The 25,293-nt window shown below is 27.2% G+C and carries 18 protein-coding genes and 3 tRNA genes; 12 read left to right on the forward strand and 9 right to left on the reverse strand.

The annotated features are described in order from the left end of the window. The 4 genes from recB to BLA33_RS01085 all read left to right on the forward strand — a co-directional run bounded on the left by recB (window position 1) and on the right by BLA33_RS01085 (window position 5,919). The gene (recB, locus tag BLA33_RS01070; RefSeq protein WP_029346413.1) at window positions 1-3,510 is read left to right on the forward strand and encodes an exodeoxyribonuclease V subunit beta; all 3,510 of its coding nucleotides are present in this window, start codon (window positions 1-3) and stop codon (window positions 3,508-3,510) included. Continuing rightward, on the forward strand, window positions 3,507-5,339 hold the full coding sequence (gene recD, locus BLA33_RS01075; protein ID WP_029346412.1) for an exodeoxyribonuclease V subunit alpha: 1,833 nt from the start codon (window positions 3,507-3,509) through the stop codon (window positions 5,337-5,339). The genes recB and recD overlap by 4 nt, the downstream gene beginning before the upstream one ends. Before the next feature lie 38 nt (window positions 5,340-5,377). Then, window positions 5,378-5,451: transfer RNA gene (locus tag BLA33_RS01080), tRNA-Asp, on the forward strand. A gap of 153 nt (window positions 5,452-5,604) precedes the next feature. Then, window positions 5,605-5,919, forward strand: a complete 315-nt coding sequence (locus BLA33_RS01085) for a hypothetical protein (RefSeq protein WP_004793592.1) — start codon at window positions 5,605-5,607, stop codon at window positions 5,917-5,919. 74 nt (window positions 5,920-5,993) lie between these two features. On the opposite strand, the gene pfkB is transcribed toward BLA33_RS01085, so the two are convergent. Beyond that, complete coding sequence (gene pfkB / locus BLA33_RS01090; protein WP_029346411.1) at window positions 5,994-6,917, reverse strand: 1-phosphofructokinase; 924 nt, start codon at window positions 6,915-6,917, stop codon at window positions 5,994-5,996. An 89-nt stretch (window positions 6,918-7,006) separates the two neighbouring features. On the opposite strand from pfkB, the gene BLA33_RS01095 reads away from it, so the two are divergent. Then, window positions 7,007-8,860, forward strand: coding sequence for a fructose-specific PTS transporter subunit EIIC (locus BLA33_RS01095; RefSeq protein ID WP_032989084.1), 1,854 nt, complete (start codon window positions 7,007-7,009; stop codon window positions 8,858-8,860). 40 nt (window positions 8,861-8,900) lie between these two features. Here BLA33_RS01095 and BLA33_RS01100 read toward each other — a convergent pair whose 3' ends face one another. Beyond that, window positions 8,901-9,629, reverse strand: a complete 729-nt coding sequence (locus BLA33_RS01100; protein WP_029346410.1) for a hypothetical protein — start codon at window positions 9,627-9,629, stop codon at window positions 8,901-8,903. An 83-nt stretch (window positions 9,630-9,712) separates the two neighbouring features. On the opposite strand from BLA33_RS01100, the gene BLA33_RS01105 reads away from it, so the two are divergent. Beyond that, complete coding sequence (locus BLA33_RS01105; RefSeq protein WP_075226335.1) at window positions 9,713-10,984, forward strand: M18 family aminopeptidase; 1,272 nt, start codon at window positions 9,713-9,715, stop codon at window positions 10,982-10,984. Window positions 10,985-10,986: 2 nt separating this feature from the next. Then, the gene (gene rnmV, locus BLA33_RS01110) at window positions 10,987-11,535 is read left to right on the forward strand and encodes a ribonuclease M5 (RefSeq protein ID WP_004791148.1); all 549 of its coding nucleotides are present in this window, start codon (window positions 10,987-10,989) and stop codon (window positions 11,533-11,535) included. Here rnmV and BLA33_RS01115 read toward each other — a convergent pair. The 3 genes from BLA33_RS01115 to BLA33_RS01125 all read right to left on the reverse strand — a co-directional run bounded on the left by BLA33_RS01115 (window position 11,504) and on the right by BLA33_RS01125 (window position 14,636). Beyond that, window positions 11,504-11,575: transfer RNA gene (locus tag BLA33_RS01115), tRNA-Asn, on the reverse strand. The genes rnmV and BLA33_RS01115 overlap by 32 nt on opposite strands. Before the next feature lie 42 nt (window positions 11,576-11,617). Beyond that, the gene (locus BLA33_RS01120; RefSeq protein WP_050581067.1) at window positions 11,618-13,714 is read right to left on the reverse strand and encodes a LysM peptidoglycan-binding domain-containing protein; all 2,097 of its coding nucleotides are present in this window, start codon (window positions 13,712-13,714) and stop codon (window positions 11,618-11,620) included. Continuing rightward, window positions 13,674-14,636, reverse strand: coding sequence for a hypothetical protein (locus BLA33_RS01125; RefSeq protein WP_075226336.1), 963 nt, complete (start codon window positions 14,634-14,636; stop codon window positions 13,674-13,676). The genes BLA33_RS01120 and BLA33_RS01125 overlap by 41 nt, the downstream gene beginning before the upstream one ends. A gap of 96 nt (window positions 14,637-14,732) precedes the next feature. Here BLA33_RS01125 and mfd point away from each other — a divergent pair, with 96 nt between their 5' ends. Together mfd and BLA33_RS01135 are read left to right on the forward strand one after the other, a co-directional pair. Further along, window positions 14,733-18,107, forward strand: a complete 3,375-nt coding sequence (gene mfd / locus BLA33_RS01130; protein WP_075226337.1) for a transcription-repair coupling factor — start codon at window positions 14,733-14,735, stop codon at window positions 18,105-18,107. Window positions 18,108-18,131: 24 nt separating this feature from the next. After that, window positions 18,132-19,349, forward strand: coding sequence for an acetate kinase (locus BLA33_RS01135; RefSeq protein ID WP_075226338.1), 1,218 nt, complete (start codon window positions 18,132-18,134; stop codon window positions 19,347-19,349). A 54-nt stretch (window positions 19,350-19,403) separates the two neighbouring features. On the opposite strand, the gene BLA33_RS01140 is transcribed toward BLA33_RS01135, so the two are convergent. Both BLA33_RS01140 and BLA33_RS01145 read right to left on the reverse strand, forming a co-directional pair. After that, on the reverse strand, window positions 19,404-19,958 hold the full coding sequence (locus tag BLA33_RS01140) for a DJ-1 family glyoxalase III (protein WP_029346407.1): 555 nt from the start codon (window positions 19,956-19,958) through the stop codon (window positions 19,404-19,406). A gap of 13 nt (window positions 19,959-19,971) precedes the next feature. Continuing rightward, window positions 19,972-20,045: transfer RNA gene (locus tag BLA33_RS01145), tRNA-Met, on the reverse strand. A 211-nt stretch (window positions 20,046-20,256) separates the two neighbouring features. On the opposite strand from BLA33_RS01145, the gene BLA33_RS01150 reads away from it, so the two are divergent. After that, a complete protein-coding gene (locus BLA33_RS01150) occupies window positions 20,257-21,852 on the forward strand; it encodes a glycoside hydrolase family 3 N-terminal domain-containing protein (RefSeq protein ID WP_029346406.1) in 1,596 nt (531 codons plus the stop codon). Here the strand turns inward: BLA33_RS01150 and BLA33_RS01155 are convergent. Next, window positions 21,830-22,792 carry a DHH family phosphoesterase gene (locus tag BLA33_RS01155; RefSeq protein WP_029346405.1) on the reverse strand — a complete coding sequence of 321 codons (963 nt, stop codon included), beginning with the start codon at window positions 22,790-22,792 and terminating at the stop codon, window positions 21,830-21,832. The two genes, BLA33_RS01150 and BLA33_RS01155, sit on opposite strands and share 23 nt — an antisense overlap. Window positions 22,793-22,912: 120 nt before the next feature. Between BLA33_RS01155 and cdd the strand changes: the two genes are divergently transcribed. Continuing rightward, window positions 22,913-23,380, forward strand: a complete 468-nt coding sequence (gene cdd / locus BLA33_RS01160) for a cytidine deaminase (protein WP_004790806.1) — start codon at window positions 22,913-22,915, stop codon at window positions 23,378-23,380. Here cdd and BLA33_RS01165 read toward each other — a convergent pair. Then, window positions 23,372-23,740 (reverse strand): hypothetical protein, encoded by a 369-nt coding sequence (locus tag BLA33_RS01165; protein WP_029346404.1) that lies wholly within the window; start codon window positions 23,738-23,740, stop codon window positions 23,372-23,374. The genes cdd and BLA33_RS01165 overlap by 9 nt on opposite strands. A 120-nt stretch (window positions 23,741-23,860) precedes the next feature. Here BLA33_RS01165 and BLA33_RS01170 point away from each other — a divergent pair, with 120 nt between their 5' ends. Next, window positions 23,861-25,231 carry a cation diffusion facilitator family transporter gene (locus BLA33_RS01170; RefSeq protein ID WP_075226339.1) on the forward strand — a complete coding sequence of 457 codons (1,371 nt, stop codon included), beginning with the start codon at window positions 23,861-23,863 and terminating at the stop codon, window positions 25,229-25,231. The last annotated feature ends 62 nt before the right edge of the window (window positions 25,232-25,293 follow it).

Raw genomic sequence — 25,293 nt, forward strand, 5'->3', positions numbered from 1 at the left:
ATGAACAAAATCCTAGAAAAAGTTCAAAATAACACAACAATATTAATAGAAGCCTCGGCAGGCACTGGTAAAACCCACATACTTGAAAATGTGGTTATAAATTTAATTAAAACCAAACTATACTCCATAAATGAAATTTTGGTATTAACTTTTACAAACAAAGCCACAGAAGAAATGCACACAAGGATACTAAAAGCAATAGAAAGTGCTTATTTTGGCTCAAAAACAAATGAAATTTTAAAAGAAGCTTATGAGCAATCAAAAAAACTCTTTATATCAACAATCAATAAATTCGCACTACATGCCTTAAATAATTTTCAAATTGAAACAGAAAATTATTCCAAATATAAACCTAAAGAAAAATTTTCAAAAGAAATAGATGAAATAGTTTATGACTTTTTAAGAAAATCAGATAGCTTGATTCAAGCTCTTGATATCAAAGACTATGAACTTAAAGTATTTAAATCTGATGCTAAAAAAACAGAAGAAATTGCTCTTAAAATAAAAAAAGCTTACAAAAGGGATACAACTCAAGAGCTCGGAGATTGGCTTAAAACCCAAACATCATTTGAAAACATTCTTCTTAAAAAGGAAGAATTGATAAAAGATTATAACAAAATAATAGAAGACTTAGACCAAATGACATCAGATGAAATATTAAGTTTTTACAATAAACATATTCAAACTGGCAAACTTGAAATAGAATATTCTAAAGAAAACGACATATTCAAAATAGCAGAAACATTATTAAAAAATAAATTTTTTTCAACTCTAATAGAAAAAGAAACTAAAAAAAATGCTAAATTATTGCCTAAGGAACTTAAGATTAAAAATGATTTAATATATTTAGGAATTAATATTAAACATGAAAAATATAAATCAGAAGACAATAGAAATAAAAATAGAAATAATTTAAAGCAATATGTTATTTTAAAAGTTGAATACAAAATACTAAAATACATAGAAAAAGAACTAGAGAAGATTATTAAATCAACAAACACAATAGATCAAAATTACATAATTTCAAATTTAAAAAATTATTTAAAATCAGAAGATCAGAAACTTCTAAATGCAATTAAAAATCGATACAAAATCGTTTTAATTGATGAGGCTCAAGACCTAAGCTTGATGCAAATCGAAATATTTAAAATATTAAAAACAGCAGGAATAAAATTAATATTCATAGCTGATCCAAAACAGATAATATATTCCTTTAGAAAAGCAGACATTGCATTTTATAACAAAGAAATAAAAAATAAAATTAAAACAGATGCTAGAATTGTGCTAAAAACAAATCACAGATCAAGTAAAAAACTCATCGAACCTTTAAATAGAATTTTTAACAATATATACAATAATGCAATATCCGACGAAATTGAAAAAATTGAATTTACCAATTCACTTTCAAATCAAAAAAATGACAATAATAATATTTTAATCAATGGACAAGAAATAGAGGGAATCAATATAATAACCACAACTACCGAAAACGAAGAAGACATTTACCAAAAAACAGCATTAACAATAAAATACTTACTTACATATGGAGCAATTGTTGAGAACAATAATATTAGAAATATTGAAATGCAAGACATTAAAGTACTTTGTAGAGGGAAAAATGAAATCAATTTAATAGATAAAGCATTAAAAAAAGAGCAAATCCGAACAAACAAAACCCAAGAAAAAGTTTTAAAAACTAAAGAATTTAACGAAATTTTCTATATTCTTAAGTGCTTAGACCGAAAACAAAGTTTTAAAAACTTAAATTATATTCTAAACAGCAAAATATTAAATGTACCATGGGATTTGCAAAAAATTTTAATCAAACAAGAAAAAATTCAACTTATAGAAGAATTTATTGAAAATATAACGATTTTGCTTGAAAAAAATGAAATAACATTAATAAATGCAATCAATAAAATCACATTAGAAAAAAACTTGTGGATCAAAATTGCAAATAGCACTAAGGATCCAAAAATTATTGAATGGGCAAAAAATAAAATAAATTATAAAGGTCTTCTTATTAAAGAAGGCAAGCTTGAAAATTTAAAAACCTATGAAATAGCACTTGAGATAATCTCTAGAATATATCATAAAGAACAAAACATACAATCTCTAATCTCTACTTTAGAAAGTTTAATAATAAACGAAGAGTCTGAAGAAATAGAAGAAAAAGCAAATAATATAAATAATGATAATGAATCTATAGAGTTGATCACAATACACAAATCAAAAGGGCTTAGTATGAATATTGTATTCTTAGTAAATACATCTCCAGTAGAGAATAGCAATATTTTTTCAAAAAAAAATCATTTTTACAAATTTTATAAAGACGGAAACATTGAATATGATTTTTTTAAATTGGAAGAAAACAAAAAATATGCAAGACTAAAAATACTAAGTGAAGAAAAAAATATATTTTATGTGGGAGCAACAAGAGCTAAATTTGCTCTTTTTATTACAAAAACAAATAGCATAACTAGCAAATTATTAGAAATAGCAAAAAGTTTTACTATAGATAATATAAATCATGACTTTAACATATATCAATTTATTAGCCAAAAAAGATTAAATAAAAAAAAGAACAATGCAAATGTAACTACGGAATTAATTCCCCCAAAACCAATAATTAAAAACATGTTTAAAAAAGAATATACATCTAGTTTTTCAAGTTTAACAGCGCATGCTCATCATACAACATTTTACGAAAACTATGATTTTAAAAATACCAACTATGAAAAAGAAACTGATCTTGATTACGAAACTACACTAGAAGAGGCTCTACCTAAAGGAAAAGATAGCGGAAACATTTTGCATGCTGCCATGGAAGAAATAGTCTTTAGTACAGCAAAAGATACATTTGATAATTTTAAACAAATTAACATTGAAATTATTAAAAAACAAATACAAAAAATTAACTCAAACCTAAATACAATAGAAATACAAAATTCATTAACTAAAATGATTTACAACATACTAACTTATAATATAAGAGCAATTAATACTCGTCTGTGTGATATTGAAGAATTACAAAAAGAAATGGAATTTTTAATCAAAATAAATCCTAAAGTTCAAAAACAAAAATATCTTTTTGAAAACCACTTTGAAGATCTTCACATAAAACTAAGTGATGGATATTTAAAAGGAATAGTAGATCTCATATTTAAAGCTAATAATAAAATATACATCCTCGATTACAAAACAAACTACCTTGGAAAAGATAAAGATGATTATAATATAACCAATTTAGAAAATATAATAAAAAAAGAATATTATGATTTGCAATACAAAATATATGCACTTGGAATAAAAAAAATATTATTTAAAAACAAAAAAGAATATAATCAAAAATTTGGCGGAATAATATATCTTTTTACAAGAGCATTTAAAGACAATATTGAATGCTTGCAATCAAAAGTTGAAAATGGCATTTATTTTGATCTTCCAAAATTCAATGACGTAGATTTAGATAAAATTATCTTAGAATTAAGTATTAAAAGGCACTTATGAGAGATTTTTTAGTATTAAGAGAATTTTTAAAAGATAAAAACAAAAAATTCTTAACTCCTGAGCTTAAGCTTTATGAAATGATTGAACTTTTAAATATCAATAAAAAAAATTACTATAAAGCACAAACACTTGCAAAGTCCATAAACGATGAAAATATTGTAATATTTTTAATATTTTTATTTAACTACTATGATAAAGGCCACTTAAGAGCTAATATAAAGCTATTAGCAAAAGATATTCAAAATACAATAACATTAACAAAAGACAACCTGGAAAAAACCAATAAAAGTTATAACAAATTAATAAAAATGCTAAAAGGGTTAGAAATATTTGGGAATCTAGAAACTATTAATAATATAGTCTCACTTTTAAAAAAAAATAATATACTAATGGAATTTAATAAACTTAAAATTACAACTCCCCTAATCCTAGAAAACAATATCTACATTTATACTCAAAAAAACTATAGAGAAGAAGAAGAGTTAATAAAACAAATTATAAAAAGATTGAAAAACCATAAAAGTGAATTAAATGACAACCAAATACAAAATATAATATCAAATTTAAACACCAGTAATTTAAATAAAGAGCAAATTACATCAGTGAGAAAAGCATTAAAAAGCAACTTCTTTTTATTGAGCGGGGGCCCTGGAACAGGCAAAACTACAACCATTAACTATATCTTAAAAGCAATTAATCAAACATTGAACAATAAAAAAAAAAGATTAGTAGCAATTACAGCACCTACAGGAAAAGCTAGCTTAAGACTACAAACAAGTATTGACTATTCATTCAAAAATTTAGAAATAGAATGCAATACAATCCAAAAACTATTGGGAATCAAATTTATAAACAAAAAAAATCTATATGATGAAGAAAATCAACTAAATTTTGATGTAATAATAATTGACGAAGCTTCAATGGTAGATGCATATACTTTTTTAAAGCTATTAAAAGCAACACCAATAACTACTAAATTAATAATAGTAGGAGATAAAAATCAACTCCCATCGGTAAATGAAGGAAATGTATATTCAAGTCTTCTAGGAATAAAAAAAATAAATAACGACAATGTAGAAGATCTTAAAGAAAATTTTAGAAGCAACAAAGAAATAAACTTGCTCTCAAAAGCCATATACAAAGAAGATAGTACCTTGATTTGCAAATACATTAATAACAATGAAAATATTAAATTAAAAGAAATAGAAAAAATAAACTTAAAAAAAGATCTAATAGAATATATAAACAATTTATATAGAAAAATACCCACTTTTAATCTTAAATTACTAAAAGAATCAAGAATTGAAACAATACTTGAAACTTTGCTTGAAAATATAATTTTAAGTTCAAAGAATTTTGGGAAATTTGGAACTAAAACACTAAATGAAATAATAAAAAATTACCTAAAAAAGACCTATGGGAACTTTATTGGTCAAATAATAATGATAACTAAAACTGACTATAAAAATAAATTATTTAATGGAGAACGGGGTATCATTTTTAATGAAAATTCTAAATTTTACGCCTTATTTCAAAGAAAAAATGAAAAATATAAAAAAATAAATTTAGATTTACTAACAAATTATGAATTCAGCTTTGCTACAACAATACACAAAAGCCAAGGATCTGAATACAAACATATAAAAGTAATATTAGAAAATAACCCTTTTTTGACAAAAGAACTTATGTATACTGCAATAACAAGAGCTAAAGATAGCTTAGAAATAATTTCTAATAAAGAGACTATTCTTAAGCTAAGTAAAAAAGCTAGCAAAAGAGATTCAAAAATACTAGAACACTTAAACTCATTTAAAGAAATTGACAAATAAATTAAAAACCACTATAATCTTAAAAAAAGTATGACTTTGGGGGCGTAGTTCAGATGGTTAGAACGCCTGCCTGTCACGCAGGAGGTCGCGGGTTCGAGACCCGTCGCTCCCGATAACAACTTTTTCAATTTATTATGTCAACCGTTTTTCTTAGAGAATTTGTTGCTACTCTGGCGAGTTTTGAATAATAAAAAATTACAAATATTTAATTTAAAAGCTATAATTTAAGTAATTAAAAAAATAAAACCTATAAGGAGAATATAAAATGAATCTAACAAAATGTTTATTTTTTAATGTTTTACTATTGATTTCAACATCTGTTTTCGCACAAACCAGCACAATAACAAAAGGGAATATAATTCCAAATGAAAACTTAAGCCAATTTGGAGTAGAAGAAATCTGCCCAATATGTGGATATGTTAACTGTGTTTGCGATGAAAAAACTACAGAAATCGCTGCAAAAATTACTCAAACAAATACAACAAGCTCGTTTACAAGAATAGCTATACTTACATTGTTAGCAATTACAGGATTAGCTCTAACAACAAGTAAATTGTATAAGTCAAAATTAAAAATTTAAGCAAACTAAATACTGTAGCTTTTTAAAAGCTACAGTAAAGTTTCAAAATCAAATCTTCAGCTCGATTTAAAAGATTAAGAAATACAAACATCCTCAACCCTAATCTCGCAAAGCATTTTTTTAACATCTTGAAATTCACAAAGATTGCCTTTTAATGCTGTAGCTGTACCGGCCGCAACACCAAATTTAAATGAATCTTTCAAGGTATTTCTATTATCAAAAGCATACACAAATCCTGCAATCACAGAGTCTCCTGCTCCAATAGTGCTAGCAGAGCTAATCTTTGGAACAAAGGCCCTAAAAGCAACATTTTCACTACCAATAAAAATAGCTCCGTCACTTCCCATGGAAATTATAATATTTTGAACTCCACTTTCTACAATATTTTTCCCAATTTTAATTAGTTCTTTTGTAGAATTTAATTTGGCATTAAAAAGATCCTCAAGTTCATAAATATTAGGTTTTATTAAAAAGGGATTTAATCTAAGAATTTTTTTTAAAGGTTTACCACTAGTATCAATTATAAGCTTAACATCATTAGAAATGGCGTTAGATATTTCATTGTATGCATTCTCACCAAGAGCTGCAGGAACGCTTCCCGACATCACCAATATACTATTATTTGTTAAACTTTTAAGCTTATCTTTTAAAAGATTAAATTCATTCTCAGAAATATCTGGAGAATTGGCATTAATTTCTGTTTCTCTGCCATTTGCTATCATTTTAATATTTAATCTTGTATCATATTTTATTTTAATAAAATCATTTTTTATACCCTTAGAATCAAGAGAAGATTTTATATAATCGCCCGTAAAACCCCCTAAAAATCCAAGAGCCGTACTGGACTTTCCTAAATTTTTAAGAACAGTGCTTACATTTATTCCCTTACCACCAGCAAAGAAATTGTTATTCAAAGCATAATTAAGACTTTCTTCCTGAAATTCTTTTAAAACTATTTTATAATCCACAGAAGGATTAAGTGTTAGAGTATATATCAAGATAATCTCCTTTAATTGATAAAATTAATTAAATAAATGTAAAATTTAATAAATATATATACACTATATAATATATAAAGGTAATTATTATGCAAAATTTATTTTCAAAAAACTTAATTGCTTTAAATTACAATGCAACTAGCAAAGAAGATGTAATTAGGAAAATGGCTAACATGCTCAATGAAAATGGATACTTAAACGACATGGAAGCATTTATAAAAGAAATTAAAAAAAGAGAAGAAATTAACGGAACAGGCATTGAAGAACACATAGCCATGCCCCATGCAAAAGGTGATTTCATTAAAAAACACGGAATTGCTATTTTAAGAGTTGATGGCAATGGATTTGATTTCAACTCTTCTGATCAAAAACTTTCAAAACTGTTTTTCATGATGGCTCTCCCCGAAGAAACTCCTAGTAATGCGCACATAAAAGCTATATCATATCTAAGTAACACTTTTAGTAACAACATATTAAGACATGAGCTTATGAGCACAAATAATGAGGATAGATTTTTAGAAATAATCATGAGTAATGATAACATAAATGAATCTAATAATTTAAATACAAAAAAAGATTTCATTCTTGCAGTAACAGCATGTCCTGTGGGAATAGCTCACACTTATATGGCAGCAGAAAGCCTTAAAAAAGCAGCTTTAGAATTAAACATAAACATAAAAGTAGAAACAAATGGATCTAGTGGAACTGAAAACCCAATAACAGAAGAAGAAATAAAAAACGCAAAAGGAATCATTATTGCATCTGGCAAGACTATCAACAAAGAAAGATTTATCGGAAAACCTTTAATCGAAGTAGGCGTAAAAGACGGCATACATAAAGCAAAAGGGCTTATTCAAACAATTCTTAAAAACGAAGCACAAATTTATAACAAAAGCAACGCAAACACAACTGCCAAAAAACCCAAACAAAACCAAAGAACAGGAATTTATAAACACCTAATGAATGGTGTCTCATTTATGCTTCCATTTGTAGTCTCAGGAGGAATAATAATAGCAATATCATTTATGTTTGGAATCAAAGCATTTGATATAAACGACCCAAGCTACAATAAAATAGCAGATATTCTAATGCAAATCGGCGGTGGAAGCGCATTTGCTTTAATGATCCCAATACTTGCTGGCTACATTTCATTTAGCATAGCAGAAAGACCAGGACTTGCACCTGGAATGATTACAGGATTAATGATGAGCAATGGAAATGCAGGGTTTTTGGGAGGCATCTTGGCAGGATTTATTTCAGGATATATTACGCTAATTGTAAAAAAAATATCTGACAAAATCATTCCTAGCAATTTAAGAGGAATAAATCCGGTATTAACTTATCCTTTTTTATCAGTTATAATTTCAGGAATTTTAATATATGTAACGCTTAGTCCAATATCATTTATTAATGAATCAATAACAAATATGCTAAATCAACTTAGCGGGACTAATATGGCAATACTTGGCGCTTTACTTGGAGGAATGATGGCAATAGATATGGGAGGACCTGTAAATAAAGCTGCATACGCATTTGGAATTGCAATGATAACTGCAAAAAATTATATTCCTCATGCAAGCATAATGGCAGGAGGAATGATACCCCCTATAGGAATTGCTATTGCTACAAGTTTATTTAAAAACAGGTTCTCAAAAGAAGAAAGAGAATCTGGAAAAGTTTGTTATTTTTTGGGAGCATGCTTTATTACAGAAGGAGTAATTCCATTTGCAGCATCAGACCCTTTAAGGGTAATACCTGCATGTATACTAGGCTCATCTTTAGGAGGATTTATTTCTGCACTTTTCAAGGTAGAAGTTATAGCACCACATGGCGGAATATTTATTCTACCAATAGTAGCAAACCCATTAATGTGGATAATATCTATCTTAGCAGGATCAATTATAACAGCTATTTTAATAGGATTTTTAAAAAAAAGAATATAATTCAAGAATATAAACTTAATAGTTTATATTCTTAGCTTCTTTAATAAACTAACCTAAGTTTTATTGATGTTTCAAGACTCAATCCTTTAATCATGTCTATCTCAAACTTCAGTGTTTTTGAGTTAATCTGTTTGAATCCAAATTGTTCTTGAATATTTCTAGAAGTCTTAACTATAAGATTAAGTTTTGAATTGTCAATAAGTTCACTTGCTTTAGAGGTAAAATCCGATAAAAAATAAACCAAAACATCTTTATATTCTTCAGCAGACATTGGAATCTCATCTGATGGCAAAAGAGCAGCAAGTGCATCGCTAATATATTCTTTATTTTCATTAATATTCTTAGTAGCATTTTCTAAATTAACATCAAGTTCAATAATATTTTTACCATCTTTTTTTTCTATCTTAAACACAGACATATCAGATTTTTTCATATAATCACCTAAAATTTTAATTAAATTATCGAACTTAACAACTAAATTAATAGAATCTCCCTGGGTTTTAATACTCAAAAGCTTAAGTCCAAACTTTTCCTCCCCATCTTTAAAGTATTTTTTTATTTCATCTACAGGGAAAAGAGGCATGCTTGCAATTTCTTCCCCCACCAAAGTTGTTAAGAGTTCTTTTCTAATTTTTTCAAATTCTCTATTAACATTGATCAATATTGAAACAATGCCGCTAATATCATCTTTTAACTCAATTTCGACATTAGAACTACAAGCAAAGAAGATAAAAAACAATAAACTCAAGCTGACAAAGCGCTTTCTCATAACAAACTCCTAACTAATATACAGTTAAAAACTATTATAATAGAATATATAGCTATAAAGCAATAAAATTAAAGGAGACCCCTATGGTGCAAGATAAAACACTAGAACCAAAATTTTTTCAAAGCCTACTAGACAATAGTCCTACCCCTTATCACTTAGTAAATTATATTGAAGAGAAATTAATAAAGTATTTTAATGCACAACAATTAAAACTTGATGAAAAATGGAAAATTGAAACAGGATCTTATTACATAAAAAAAGAAGGAACTAGCCTTATTGCCTTTAATATTGATGTAAAAAAAAAATATGAACCTTTTCTAATAGCAGCAGCACATACAGACAGTCCGGGATTAAAATTAAAAATAGATGCAACAGAAAAAACAGGTGACGTGTTCTACAACCATATTGAAGTTTATGGTAGCCCAATAATTTCTACTTGGCTTGACAGAGACTTAAGCTTAGCAGGAATTATATATTTCAAAAAAAATAAGAATATTAATTCAAAATTAATCAATATTAAAAACATAGGAATTATTCCAAACCTTGCAATCCATTTAAACCGACAAATCAACGAAGGATTTAAATACAATACTCACGACAATTTAACAGTAATAAATAGCACTAAAAAAACAATAAAAGATAATATCTTAGAACAACTTGGAATAGAATATGAAAATTTTCTATCTTGTGATCTAATATTCACAGAATCACAACCTTCTAAAATAATAGGAACTGAAGGAGAATTTTTAGCCTCTAAAAATCTTGATAACAAATCGGGATGCCATGCAATCATGAACTCTTATATCCACACAAGCAATAATAAAAATAAAATAGCTGTATTTTTTGATAACGAAGAAGTAGGATCTTTAACCTCAAGAGGCGCTGATTCCAATCTTTTATCAGAAGTTTTAGAAAGAATCGATCTTGCTCTTAACTTAACCAGAGAAGAGCATTTAATAAAAACAAACAAATCATTTAATATATCTATTGATAGCGTTCACGGCATTCATCCAGGATATGCATCTAAACATGATCCAAACTATCAAGCGACTCTAAGTAAAGGTGTAGTTGTAAAAAATAGCGCAAATTTCAGATACGCAACAACTTCAACAGGATTTGCAAAATTAAAAAATTTGGCTATTAAAAATAATATTAAGATTCAAGAAATAATAATGAAAGCAAATGTTCCTTCAGGCACAACAATTGGTCCAATCTCAAATGCAAGAACAGGAATAGAAACTATTGACATTGGAACACCGATGTGGGCAATGCACTCCCTACGCGAAACAGTATCAATAGCTGACCATATAGAAGCAATTAAATTACTAAGAGCTTTCTTTGAAAAAGGGATTTAAAATTGGAAAAAATAAAAGAAATAATTGTAGTTGAAGGGAAAGATGATCTTAAAAGAATAAAAGAATCTTTTGACTGCACAGTAATAGAAACAAAAGGATTTGCTTTAAAAATCGAAACTATTAAATTATTAAAAAAAGCCTTAAAATACAAAGGAATAATAATTTTAACAGACAGCGATAAATCTGGAAATATTATTAGACAAAAAATAGTCAAACATCTAGGAGAAAACAATAAAATAAAACATGCATATCTTAATACTAAAGATACCGAAGTTGAATCAGTAAATAAAACAGAAATAATAAAAATACTTAAAGAAGTTGGCACTTTATCTAAAGATAATCAAAAAGATTTATTAACATTAAGCGATTTACTAGAAATTGGCATAATAGGAGAAAATTCAAAAGAAAATAGACAAAAAATACAAAAGCGTCTTTGCCTGGGATATGGAAATAACAAAAAACTCTTAGAAAGACTTAATTACTTCAAAATAACAAAAACAGAACTAAAAAAACAATTAGCTCCCCCAGAAGGACTTGAACCTCCGACCTAGTGGTTAACAGCCACCCGCTCTACCACTGAGCTATAGGGGAAATTGAACACTAGGAATATTATCTTAAATTTAAAAATTTTTGTCAATTATTTTCTAATATTTTTAAAATCCCATTAGCAAGAATTTTGGAATCTTGATCTCTAAGCTTAGAAGACCTAATAGACCAAGCTTCCTCTGGAAATGCTAAATTTCTAACTTCTATTAAAAGCTTCGTCATTACTATATTGTTTCTTAAAACATGGAGATTTTGACCCTTAATATAAAAACTTCTTTTCATTCCTTCTGTAATTTTTTCTGCTGCAGACTTTGAATGAATATCATATTTTTTTTCGTCATCTTTTTGATAATAAAACCCCATGCTCTTAGGCGCTCCAACACTATTATCTGCATGTAAACTAAAAAAGGCTATATCCTTATCTTTAATATTTTTATATTTACTAACAATGTTTTTAACAACGACCAATCTTTTTTTAAGGCCTGATGGAGTGCCACTTATCCAGGAATCAACAGTATCATTTTTATTTAGGTCATAATCATTGTAAACCTCATTTTTAACATTAACAAAAGTATTATTAGCAAAAACACTATTCCTAATTAAATGATCAGGAGCTAAAATAGTAAGCTCAACATTGGCCCCTTCTTGTTTAAGGTATACATAAAGCCTTAAAGCAATATCATAAACATATTCATCTTCAACAACAAAAACCTCGTTTCCAAGACCATCTCTAGATTTAACAATAGCTCCAGGATCAAGGCCCCCGTGCCCGGGATCAAGAATTATTAACTTATCTTTAAGTCTTGAGCCTTTATTAAACCTAGAATTTACCAACTTTTCAAAACTTTTGAAAAGTTGAGTCGCCTTTTTATAAGAATTTAAAGGAGAATGCCAATCTTCTGAATAAAACTCACTTGGCTGACTTATCTTTTTAGGTCTATACCAATAATAGAAATCACCAACAACCTCAAATATTGGTATTTTGGAGTCTAAAATAACCAAAGAACTAATATCAAAAAGATCTTGATTGATAGTAGTTCCAAAAGTATTTAAATTTAGCTTTTTGTTTTTGCTTGAGGGAAGATTAACTATTGTTTGAACTTTATTAGAAAAATTAGCGCTAGAATCAACCTTGTTTTTAATAAATAAATCGTTTTTAGATTTAATTATAGAAGAATCAAGTAAAAGTTTTTTATCAAAAATTTTCAATTTTTGATCGTGCATAATATTGTTATTACTTAAATTATTCCAATTTTTAAGATCCTCAATTAAAACACCATAGTGCCTGGCAATGCTATATAAAGTCTCCCCCACAGCAACTGAATGATAAATAAACTGATTACCTGTTTTTTCCTCAATTTTTAAATTTTTCTCAACAGGCTTTTCTAAATCATTGTTTACAATCTTTACAACATTTAGCAATGAGCCTGCTTTAAGATTAACAGCTCGATTGCCATTAAGAGCTACAAGATCTCTAGCAGTAAGGCTATAAATATAAGCTATTCTGCCAAGAGTTTCTCCTTTTTTAACATAATGAAAATTAACACTCTCGGTCGCTTTCTTTAAAAAAAGCCGTTGACCAATCTTTAATTTATCATCATTAAGAAAATTGAATTTTAAAATATCCTTAGAACTAATATCAAAATCCTGAGCAAGTTTTGAAAGTGAATCGCCTTTTTTAACTACATAAGGCTTTAAAAAATCAGGCTCAGTTAATACAAGTTTCATTCCAACTTTAAGGTCTTTAGAGCGTAAATCATTCCAAGCTATTATCTCTTCTTGGCTTATTCCAACAAGCTTTGAAACGCTCTCAACAGTGTCACCCTCTTTTGTGGTATAAAGAATTGCCCCTTTCTTAACAGATTCTAACGAATTAAGAGAATTATTGACTTTATGAGTAATGTTCTGATCTAAATTAGAATTACTTGGAATAATTAATATTTGACCCACCCTAATATTGTCAACATTAAGTTTATTAATCCTTTTAAGATCATTTAATTTAGCTTTATATTTAATTGCAATTGAAAAAAGAGTATCTCCTTTGACAACCTTATACTCAAAATCAGCATTAAGATTAATAGGACTTATTATTGAAAAATAAAATAAAATAATAAGTTCTATAATTTGCAAAACACCAAGAGTTTTACTTTTCCTTAATGCCAGTATTTTGAACAATGTAGTCATAAATTATCCAATAATAATCATATTTTTTGAAGAAAAAAGTATATCTTTTGGAAATATAAAAATGCCCATCGTCAAAATATAAATCAGCAATTACTTTGCCCGCAGTATCAGAATAAGTTGTCTCAATAATAGAAAATTCATTTGGTGCTTTTGAAATATCTGAATTATTAGAATTCCATAAATATTCCTTATACTCTTCAAGTACATTTTGATTAGGAACAGATGATAACTTTTGTTTATAAAGGTATGCTTTGCCTTTATCGTTTAATAATAAGCCTTCAATATCAAGATATAAAAAGAATTTTTCTTTTTTTCCAAGCTGTAATGCCTTTAATAAATATTTAACAATTTCGTCGGGAGACAGTTTTTTCTTTTTCAGAATATCTTGAATATCCTTATTTTCAGACAAATTAACAAGATCTATACTGCCTGGATTTTCATCAAAACTATCATTTAAAAAAAGCGTAATAATATTGGATTCTTTTTTCTTAGATGGATCTGAAATGTCTGGGAAAAAAACACCCTTAACAAAATAAACTCCATCTTTACTAAACTTAACAAATTGATTTAAGTTAATAACTGCAGAAAACTTTTCATTAGGTCTTAAACTCATATTTCTAACAGGAATAGCAACATTTTTAGATCTCATCTTAACATATTCAATAGGTCTTTTAACTTTAATATTGGTGGTATCAGTAACATCAAAATCAAAGCCAAAAGAATTAATATCGCCTATTTCTAAAGTTAAAACACTGTCAGATGTATTACTAAGAGAAACTTCAATAAAAACATTACTATTGACACGATAAATAGATTGATTAAAAAACTTGATTTTAAAATCAAGGTCCTTATAATCCTTCGCAAACAAAACAAAAGAAATATTCGTAAAAAAGACACAAAAAAGTAATTTTCTAATTTTCATAAGCTCCCCTCAAAACCTAACCACATTATATATAAAGAAAGTAATAATACCTATAGTATATTATTATACTAAATAAATTAAACAAAAAGGTAAAAAATGAATATAGATGAAGAACTAACAAAAATATTAAAAAATAATTCCAATTTAAAAAAAATGAAAGAATTTTTAGAGCAAAATACATTTTTTTCACTAACAGGATATGAAGGATTTTTCAAGGCTTTTTTAATTAAAAAAATTAAAGAATATAGCAAAATCGGAAAAATAATATTAATAGTTAAAGACGAGCATACATTAGATAACATCAAAAATGATTTAAAAGTAATTACAAATCAAATCTTTGAGCTAAACTATTTCAGTCCCCTTGTATACAAAGGGATTGGCTCAAAAAGTACGATCTTTAACGAAAGAATCAAATTCTTGATCAATTTTTATAAAAAAAATCCTGGAATATATATTACAGTATTAAAATCACTACTAAGTAAAATACCCGATAAAAATACATTACTAAACAATGTATGTAAAATTGAAAAAAATACTAATATTAATAGAACAGACATTGAAAAGACTCTTGTAACATTAGGATATGAAAAAACATTAAGAGTAACAATTCCAGGAGAATTTGCAATAAAAGGAGAAATTATAGACCTATACCCTTTTGGAGAAGAAAGTCCAATAAAAATTGTACTAAACTTCGACAAAATAGAAGAAATAAGGAAATTTAATCCTTTAACCCAATTAAAACAGGATAATGAAATTTTAGAATTCCAAATTCTTCCAAAAAAAGAAATTATTTGGAAGAATGAAATTATTAACAGCTTAAAAACAAAGATTAAATCTGTTGAATACAACAAGATTCTCGAAGAGTTGAATTTTAAAAAAGAAGCAAAAACAGAAGAAATGTTTTATCCACTAGTAGCAAATACTTACTTAAGTGATGAGATTGAAAAACAAACACCCATTGTAAACTTTGAAATTAACAATTTCGAAAAAGAAATTGAAAAAATACACCAAGAATATGAAAAGCTTTACAAAGAAGCAAAAGAGGCTGGTAAAAATACAATTGATCCAAAAAGAATTCTCTTAAATCCTAAAACCTTCAATCTAAAAAGCGATGTTTTATTTTCAAAGATTAAAAGTTCTAAATCCAAAGAAGTTGTCGAATTTAAAATTGAAAGTGAGAGAAGCTTCTTCTCAAATATTATGCTTACAAAAGAAGAATTCAAAAATTGGCTAAAAAATGGATTTAAAATCATTATTGCAGCAGAGTCTGAATCACAAAAAGAAAAACTTAAATATATTTTCAAAGAATTACCAAAAGTATCAATTGAGGTTTTAAAAATATCCAGCTCTTTAATAATAGAAGAAGAAAAAATTGCCATTATTCTTGAATCAAACATATTCAATACAGGACAAAAAATAAACAAAGCTTTTGAATCTTCAAAAACAAAAGCTATCGACTCTTTTATTGAGATCGAGAAAAATAGTCATGTAGTTCACATAAACCATGGAATTGGTATATTTAGACAAATAAAGAGAATAAAAACAAGCTCTCTTGAAAAGGATTATATTGAGATTGAATATGCTGAAGGAGAAAAACTATTTATTCCAATTGAACAAACAAATTTAATCCAAAAATATATTGGGAGTAATCCTAAAAATATTAAATTAGATAAAATTAGTTCTAAAACATGGATAAAAAATAAAGCAAACGCAAAAAAAAGAATCGACGAGATTGCAGACAAATTAATAGAACTTTACTCAAAAAGAGAAAGTATTAAAGGTATTAAATACCCAGAAGATAATGAATTACAATTATTATTTGAATCTGAATTTCCATACGATGAAACTCCAGATCAAATAACAGCAATAAAAGAAACTAAAGAAGACATGATGAGTTTCAAAGTGATGGATCGCCTTCTTTGTGGAGATGTTGGATTTGGAAAAACTGAAGTAGCAATGAGGGCTGCATTTAAAGCTGTAATGGGAAACAAACAGGTTATTGTACTCTCACCAACAACCATCTTAGCAGAACAGCATTTTAATACATTCAAAAAAAGATTCAAAAATTTTCCAGTCAAAATCGAAGTATTAAGCAGATTTATAAAAAACAACTCAGAAAAACGGATTTTAAAAGAATTGAAAAGCGGGGAAATCGATATAATAATAGGAACACACAAAATTCTTTCAAAAAAATTCACTTGCAAAAATTTAGGATTAATAATAATTGATGAAGAGCAAAGATTCGGCGTAAAAGAAAAAGAAAAACTTAAAGAAATAAGAATTTCGGTTGATTGTCTTTCTCTTTCTGCAACGCCAATTCCCAGATCTCTTCACATGTCACTAATTAAGCTCAGAGATATTTCTGTTTTAAAAATTCCGCCTAAAAACAGAGTAAAAATAGAAGCTTATTTAGAATCGTTTAGTGAGCTTTTAATAAAGCATGCGATTGAAAGTGAACTATCTAGAGATGGTCAAGTTTTTTTAGTAAATCATAATATTGAAGAACTGCATTATTTGAAAACGCTAATTGAAAAATTAACTCCTTATGCAAGAATTGCAATTATTCATGGAAAACTCACAGGAGATGAGATTGAAAACATAATGCACAATTTTATTAAAAAAGCGTATCAAATTTTATTGGCAACAACAATAATTGAAAATGGAATAGACATTCCAAATGCAAATACAATAATAATCAATAATGCAAACAAGTTTGGACTTGCGCAGCTATATCAACTAAAAGGAAGAGTTGGAAGGGGATCCAAAAAAGCTTATGCTTATTTTTTGTACCAAGATAGCGAAAAGCTAAATGAACGCTCTATTGAAAGACTAAGAGCAATAACCGAATTTTCAGATCTAGGAGCAGGATTTAAAATAGCAATGAAAGATATGGAAATAAGGGGTGTTGGAAATTTGCTTGGCAGAGAACAACATGGAGAAATTGAGTCGATTGGGTTGGATTGCTATCTAACAATGCTAAACAAAGCAATTGAAAAGAAAATGGGAAAAATCTCATCAGAAGAAGAAGTTGATATTGAAATTAATCATAGTGGATTTATTCCTGACAATTATGCAAAAAATGAACAGGATAAAATACTAATCTACAAAAAAATCTTTGAAATTCAAACTGAAGAAGAAAGTAAAAAGATAAGATCAGAAATCCACGACAACTTTGGCCCAATACCTAAAGAAATAAATAGTCTATTAATGTTAGCTGAACTTAAAATTTTAGCGAAAAAATTAAACATAACAAAACTAAAAGAAACAAACAAAACTTTGGAAATAGAATATAAAAATGCAGAAAGCATTCCTATGGAAAAAATAATAGAAATACTTAAAAAGCATCCTAATTTATTTATGTTAAATCCATTGTATCAAAAATCAATATTTTTAAACTTTAAAAAAATTGAAAAATCTGACAAAATGAATTACATATATAAAAATATTAATTTACTAAAAACAAACACATAGCTTATCAAACATGAAAGGAAGAAAATGAAAATATTAATCATAAACACAGGAAGTTCTTCGTTAAAATTCGCTATTTATCAATATGAAAATTCAAAAAAATTAATATCTGGAGTTATTGAAAAAATAAAAGAACAAAAATCAATCATAAAAATTATAAATACTGACGGATCAATCACAGAAAGATTTGAGAAAGGAATTGAAAATCACCCAAAAGCAATAGAAAAAATGTTTAAAATATTGCTAAACAGTAATTCAAAAATCCTTAAAACTATCAGTGAGATTAAAATAATAGGACATCGCGTTGTACATGGGGGATCAAACTTTAAAAATTCAGTAATTCTTAAAAACAGCATTTTAGATAAATTAAAACAAAGTTCCAAACTTGCTCCACTTCACAACCCAAGTGCAATAGCCGCAATAGAAACAGTACTTAAAATTTTACCACACGCAAAACAAGTTTTATGCTTCGATACATCATGGCATCAAACTATAAAAGAACACGCTTTTCTTTACGCAACCCCATATTCTTGGTACAAAGAACACAATATTAGAAAATACGGCTTTCATGGTCTCTCTTATTCTTACGCAACAAAAAGATCTTCAGAAATTTTAAATAAAAAAATAGATAATCTAAATTTAATAATATTACATCTTGGAAATGGCGCAAGCATTAATGCTGTTAAAGATGGAAAATCTTATGACACAAGCATGGGAATTACTCCACTTGAAGGCCTTGTAATGGGAACAAGAAGTGGAGATATAGACCCATCAATTATTAATTTGATGAGCACGATATTAAATAAAAACACTCAACAAATTGAAGAAATATTAAATAAAGAAAGCGGTATGCTAGGAATTTCTGAAAAATCAAATGACATGAGAGATATTTGGAACAAAATCGAAGAAGGAGAATATCAATCAAAACTTGCAGTAGAAATAATGACATATAGATTAAAAAAATATATTGGATCTTACATTGCCATTCTTGATTTTAATGTTGATGCAATAGTTTTTACAGGTGGAATTGGTGTTGTTGATTATGAAGTAAGGGAGCTTGCACTAAAAGGGTTTGAAAAAATTGGAATAGAGCTGGACCTTGAAAAAAATAAAATGGCTCAAAACAAAAATTTGGAATCCGAAATATCAACCATTAAGAGCAAAGTAAAAATACTAGCAATACCAACAAACGAAGAATCAACAATTCTTAATGACATTTATAATTTGATTCCAAAAAATTTTTAATTTTAAAACTTAAATTTGATTTATTTAGCATAATTATTTCAAATAATTTTATGTTTAACTGTCACAAAGCAAGGTTGTTTCTTTAACATTTTCCATTATTTGTTTTCCCTTTATCATTTCAAGAAGAGTAAAAGCAAATTCAAATGAAGTTCCAACTCCTTTGGAAGTAATAAAATTATTGCTAATAACAACATTTTTATCTACAAACTCACCATCAAGCACACTTTTTTCCAAACCCGGATAACATGTAAACTTATTAAATCCTAAAAGACCTTTAGCAGCAAGCACTACTACTGGAGAAGCGCAAATAGCTGCAATAAATTTACCTCTAGCATTCATATCTTTTAAAATCAAATCCAATTCTTTTGAATTAAAAAGATTGGTGGCTCCAGGCATGCCTCCCGGAAGAATTATCAAATCAAAACAATTCTCCTTACAGTTTGATATTACATCGTCTGTTAAAAAAGAAACACCTTTTGAACTTGTAACAACATTGTTATCATTTAAGCTGATAACTTGAATATTAACATTGCCCCGTCTTAAAATATCAATCGGAATTATAGCCTCAATATCTTCAAAGCCATTTGCAAGAATAATTCCCACTACCATTTAAAACCCCTAATGCTGATGGAGGGACTTGAACCCACGACAACTCGGATATGAGCCGAGTGCTCTAACCAGCTGAGCTACATCAGCTTAAACTTTTATTAAGTGTATAAATTAAGCAATGCTTTGTCAATATTATTATTCAAAAGCATTATTATGCAGTATAATACAAAATGATTTGCTAATAAGCATAGACACTAATATTAGCATTTATTATTTGTATGGTTAAATGAAAAGAAATTTTTATCTTATTGTCCTTTTTATAGCTAATAACTGCTTCTCAATTGATTTTTGGGATACGATGGAAAGAGAAAAACTAATAAACGAAATGGTAAGCAAAATGCAAGACCATGAGCTATTAGGACAAATGTTTATGATAAGCTATCCAAATCAATCAATAACAAATTTTGTTCTTGATTTTATAAGTAAAAAAAACCTTGGTGGAATTAAAATTTTTGGATGGAACGCAAAAAATTTAAAAAACTTAACAGAAAGTATTAATAAAGCTCAAAAAACATCTCAAAATAATAAATTTAAAATTCCTTTATTTGTAGCAACAGATCAAGAAGGAGGATTGGCACAGCACATAAAATTAAATACATCAGAAACAATTGGTAATCTTGGGATTGCAGCATCTCTATCTCCAAAAGATTCTTATAATACAGGATATTATATAGCACAAGAGCTAAGTCAGCTTGGAATAAATTTAAATTTTGCACCCATAGTAGATATATATAGTAACGAAAATAATTTCACAATAGGGCCAAGAACATATTCAGATAACACTAAAATAGTATCACTTTTTTCTCTGGCCTTTTACAAAGGACAAAAGCAAGGAGGAATAATTTCTACTGCAAAGCATTTCCCAGGACACGGCAATACTACTCTTGACTCCCATATAAATATTCCAATAATAAATTCTAATTTGCTAGAAATAAATTTAAATGAACTTTTGCCATATAAAATACTAATCCAAGAAAACATACCTGTAATAATGACAGGCCATATAGCATATCCAAAGCTTACAAATGGAGAAAATATTCCTGCATCATCCTCAACAAAAATAATTAAAGATATACTAAGAAAAAAATTAAAATATAATAACATAATAATTACCGATGACCTATTAATGAATGCAGTAAAATACAATAATGAGAGTATTTATAATACAATCGAAAGAATAGTTAGAACCAAAAGTGACATTTTTTTAATATCTTTAAATGAAAATATACAAAAAAATGCTTACAACACGCTATTAAACTTAATGAAAAAAGATTCAGAAATAAAAAACAATATTATTGAATCTAATAAAAGAATATTAAGAATAAAATTGGAATACTTAAAAGAAAATAAAAATCAATCTGATCTTTATCCTAATTTAAATAAAAATGAAAAAATATATTCAAAAGAAGGTGAAAAATTTTTTGAACAAAGCACACTAAGAGGTATTACAAAAGTAAGAATAGAAAAAGAAATGTCTAAAACTAAAAAAACCCTTATAATATCTCCTTATTATAAAATGATTACAGAAGGCAAAAAAATATTTCAAAATACATATGCTTATTATTATAGCTATTATCCCTTAAACGGGATTAATCCCCAAAAACTCGACGAAATTAAAAAATTAATTAAAAAATTTGAGCAAGTAATCTTTAATTTATCAACGCCCGGAAGCTTAAAATACTTAGAAAATTTGAAAGAATATAAAGATAAAATAAGTGTAATTGTATCTCTTACACCTCAACATATTAAAAAATTAAATTGGATAAAAAACATAGTAATCATTTATGGAACAACACCTCTGGCATTTAAATCTGGATTTTTAACACTCACTAAGGATTTTGATCCAAAAGGAACTATCCCTTTAAGGGATATTACAAATAAATATTATCCTTAATGTATGCTAGCATTCGATTTTTTACGATCTCCAGAGAACTTTGTTTAATTCTAAACCCACTAGCATTTTTATGTCCCCCGCCCCCAAAATCTTCTGCTAATTTTCCAACATTAAAAGAATCTTTGGATCTTAGCCCAACTATAATCGAACCATCATCCATTTCCTTTAAAATGCCTAAAATTTCATTATTTTCAACATTGCTCAAAATCATATAAAAAAGTTCATTAACTCCACTAACACTACCATCTTTATTAAAACTAGAAGAAGATAAAAATGTAAACAAAACCTTCCCATTCCAATAAGATTCAAGACTGTTTAACATTAACTTGAGAGTTTCTATTGATTTTAGGCTTTTGGTTGTTTCTATATAACTGTGAACTTCTTTAAGGCTTATTCCTTTTGAAATCAGTCTAGCAACCATTTCAAAAGGCTCCGGATCACTTCTTGAAATAAATTTAAAAAAACCAGTATCAGTGCAAAATCCTACTAAAATATACCAAGCCTCTTCTTTTGTAAGATCATATCCAAACTCTCTGATCAATTTTTCAATTAAAAAAGTAGTAGAGGGTGCAAAAGGATCAATATAACTTTCACATTTTAATTTTTCACCAGACATGTGATGATCAATTACTAAAATAGGCATATCCTTTACATAAAATATAAATTCATCGCCTATCCTATCTAGAATTGAACAGTCCAAAATAATAGCTGAATAATCTGAAAGATCAATATTAGGCCATTCAGATAAAAATTTATCCTTAAAAGGAATTATTTCTTTTCTAACAAAAGGACCTTCATTTAACAAAATAGAATTTTTACCAATTCTTGAGAGAAAAGATGATAAAGCTAAAGACGAACCTATGCAATCAAAATCAGGATCTTTGTGTCCAATAATAATAAAATTATTATACTTTTCAATAAAATTAATAACATCTCTCATAACAAAGTCCGTAAACCTTTCATAAAACAAGTTTTTAACTTATTTTACATTGACTATATTACAATATTTCAATAAAATAAGCCACAAGAGCTAATAAAATATAAAAGATGAGGGAAAATGGTGGAAAAACCAAAACAAGAAGATATAGATAAAGCATTTTATATGGCAGAAAAAGCAAGAAACAATTCATATTCTCCATATTCAAAATTCAAAGTAGGGGTCTGTATTAAGACCAAAACAAACGATTTTTTTATTGGAACAAATGTTGAGAATGCAAGCTTTGGAGCAACTTGTTGCGCAGAAAGAAGTGCTATTTCAAATATGATTGCAAAAATTGGCGTACAAACAATAGATTTTTTATTACTTAATACAAGTCCTGAAGCTATTCCATGTGCTATATGCCTGCAAGTAATGGCAGAATTTTTTGATCAAGACACACAAATAATAATAACAGAACCTAACTCATTTAATGAAAACAAAACGCTAATAAAAATTTATACATTAAAAGATTTGCTAAAAACTCCTTTTGATAAAAAAGAGTTTCGGAGAGTAACACAATCTCAACTTGAAAAAATTAAATCAATCTAATATCTTTAGAGAAACTAAAGCACTTGCAAGTCTATTTAATTTGTCACTTTCAAGAGTATTGGCAGATAAATCAAACACATTTAAAATAAGTTTTTTTTCATCAGAATTAAAATTATATTCCAAATCCTCAGATAATAAAAAATTAATAATTGGAACAAATTTTTCTACAAAGCTGTATAAACTATTATTAAGATCATAAGCTTCATAATAATAACTAAATATATCCTCTAATGACTTTCTGTCAAAATCTTTTAAAGTATCACAAAAAATATTTTTAATATTCTCAATTAAACTGTACAAATCATTATTATGTAAAATATTTTTTTTACATTTTTTCACAAAAAAATCCGCTTGCCGCATAAAATATTCCTCACTTTTGTCTTAAAAAGCCAATATTGAGCTTAAATTTAATAAATGATAAAATGCAGTATTAATACTACATTAATAAAATTATGCAATAACTAGGAGAATGTTACAATTATGGTCAAGGTAATAAGCTTAAAAAACCTTCATAAATTTACTTATTTAAAGCTGGATCCTTTTAAAAAAGAAGATATCTGTATCGTTTATATTGAAAATAATTCAAAATTAATTGCAAATCTTAAAGCAAAAACAAAAGCTGATCAAATTGAAATAATTCATTTTTATATTAGTGACGATTTTAAATCAGAAGGCATAGAAAGAATAATGATTAGTAATTTAATTTACTATAGCAAAAAAAATAAATTTAAAACAATTTCATGTAAAATTACTGAAATACAAGAAGAGCTTTTAAGCTTAGGATTTGAAAATATAGATTCTCAATATAAAAAAGAATTAGAATCTGAAATAGAAGAAGATAAATTTGTAATGGGAATAGGAATAATCTCTATATTTACAGAAGTAGCATCAATATCTTCTAAGCTTACTGTCGGAATACTATTTAACTCATTTGCACTTATTGCTGATGCTTTCCACGTCATGGCCGACTTTGTTTTATCTACAATAACTTATTTTAGTTTAAAAATTACAAGCAAACCTGAAACCATCCATTATCCCCATGGACATAAACTAATGGAAAGCTTAATAGCTTTTATCATGGGAATAATAATACTTATGGCAGGATTTACACTATTTTTAAATACAACCGGATTAAATAAATTTATCACCCTTGGGGGAGAATCTGGATTTAATCTTCACATACACCAAAACAAAAAAAATGATACTATATATGAACATGACCACAACCATTTACACGACCACGACCACGACCACGACCACGACCATAACCATGATCACAACCACAGCGAAGAAGACAAAAAAAATATACTAGAAATATTTTCAAATAAATCTCTTAAAAAAAGCTTATGGATACCAATAACCCCCTTCATTTTTTTTATAGTGAAAATAATAGAATATTTAACAAAATTCCAAATAGGAAAAAGATACAACAATCAACTTCTCTTAGCATTAGCTTCAGCTGATAAAAACTGTATATTCTCACATGGTGGGATTACACTAAGCTTGCTACTTGCAACTTATATGTGGAGTGGATTTGATAAAATCATGTCTATATTTATTGGTTTTATTATAATAAAAGAGGGACTTAACGTAATAATAAATAACGCAAACAATTTACTCTCAAAGCAAAATATAGATCTTAAAAGAAGCGTAAAAGATACATTAAAAAATTTAAATATAAACTTTAAAACACTCAATTTTCATAATCAAGGTAACAAGCTTGTGCTTTATATCAAAATAAATTTAAATTCAGAAAATGAATTTCAAAGTTTTATAAATAAAACACAAAATATTAGGAAAATAATAAAACAAGAATATAAAGAAATAAATGATATATATTTCTTAGTCTAATTTAATTATTTAATTAATAATAAACAAATAATTGACACTTATAATAAAGTTGTGCTAACATT

Origin of the sequence: Borreliella garinii, assembly GCF_001922545.1 — a bacterium.
GTDB classification, from domain to species: domain Bacteria; phylum Spirochaetota; class Spirochaetia; order Borreliales; family Borreliaceae; genus Borreliella; species Borreliella garinii.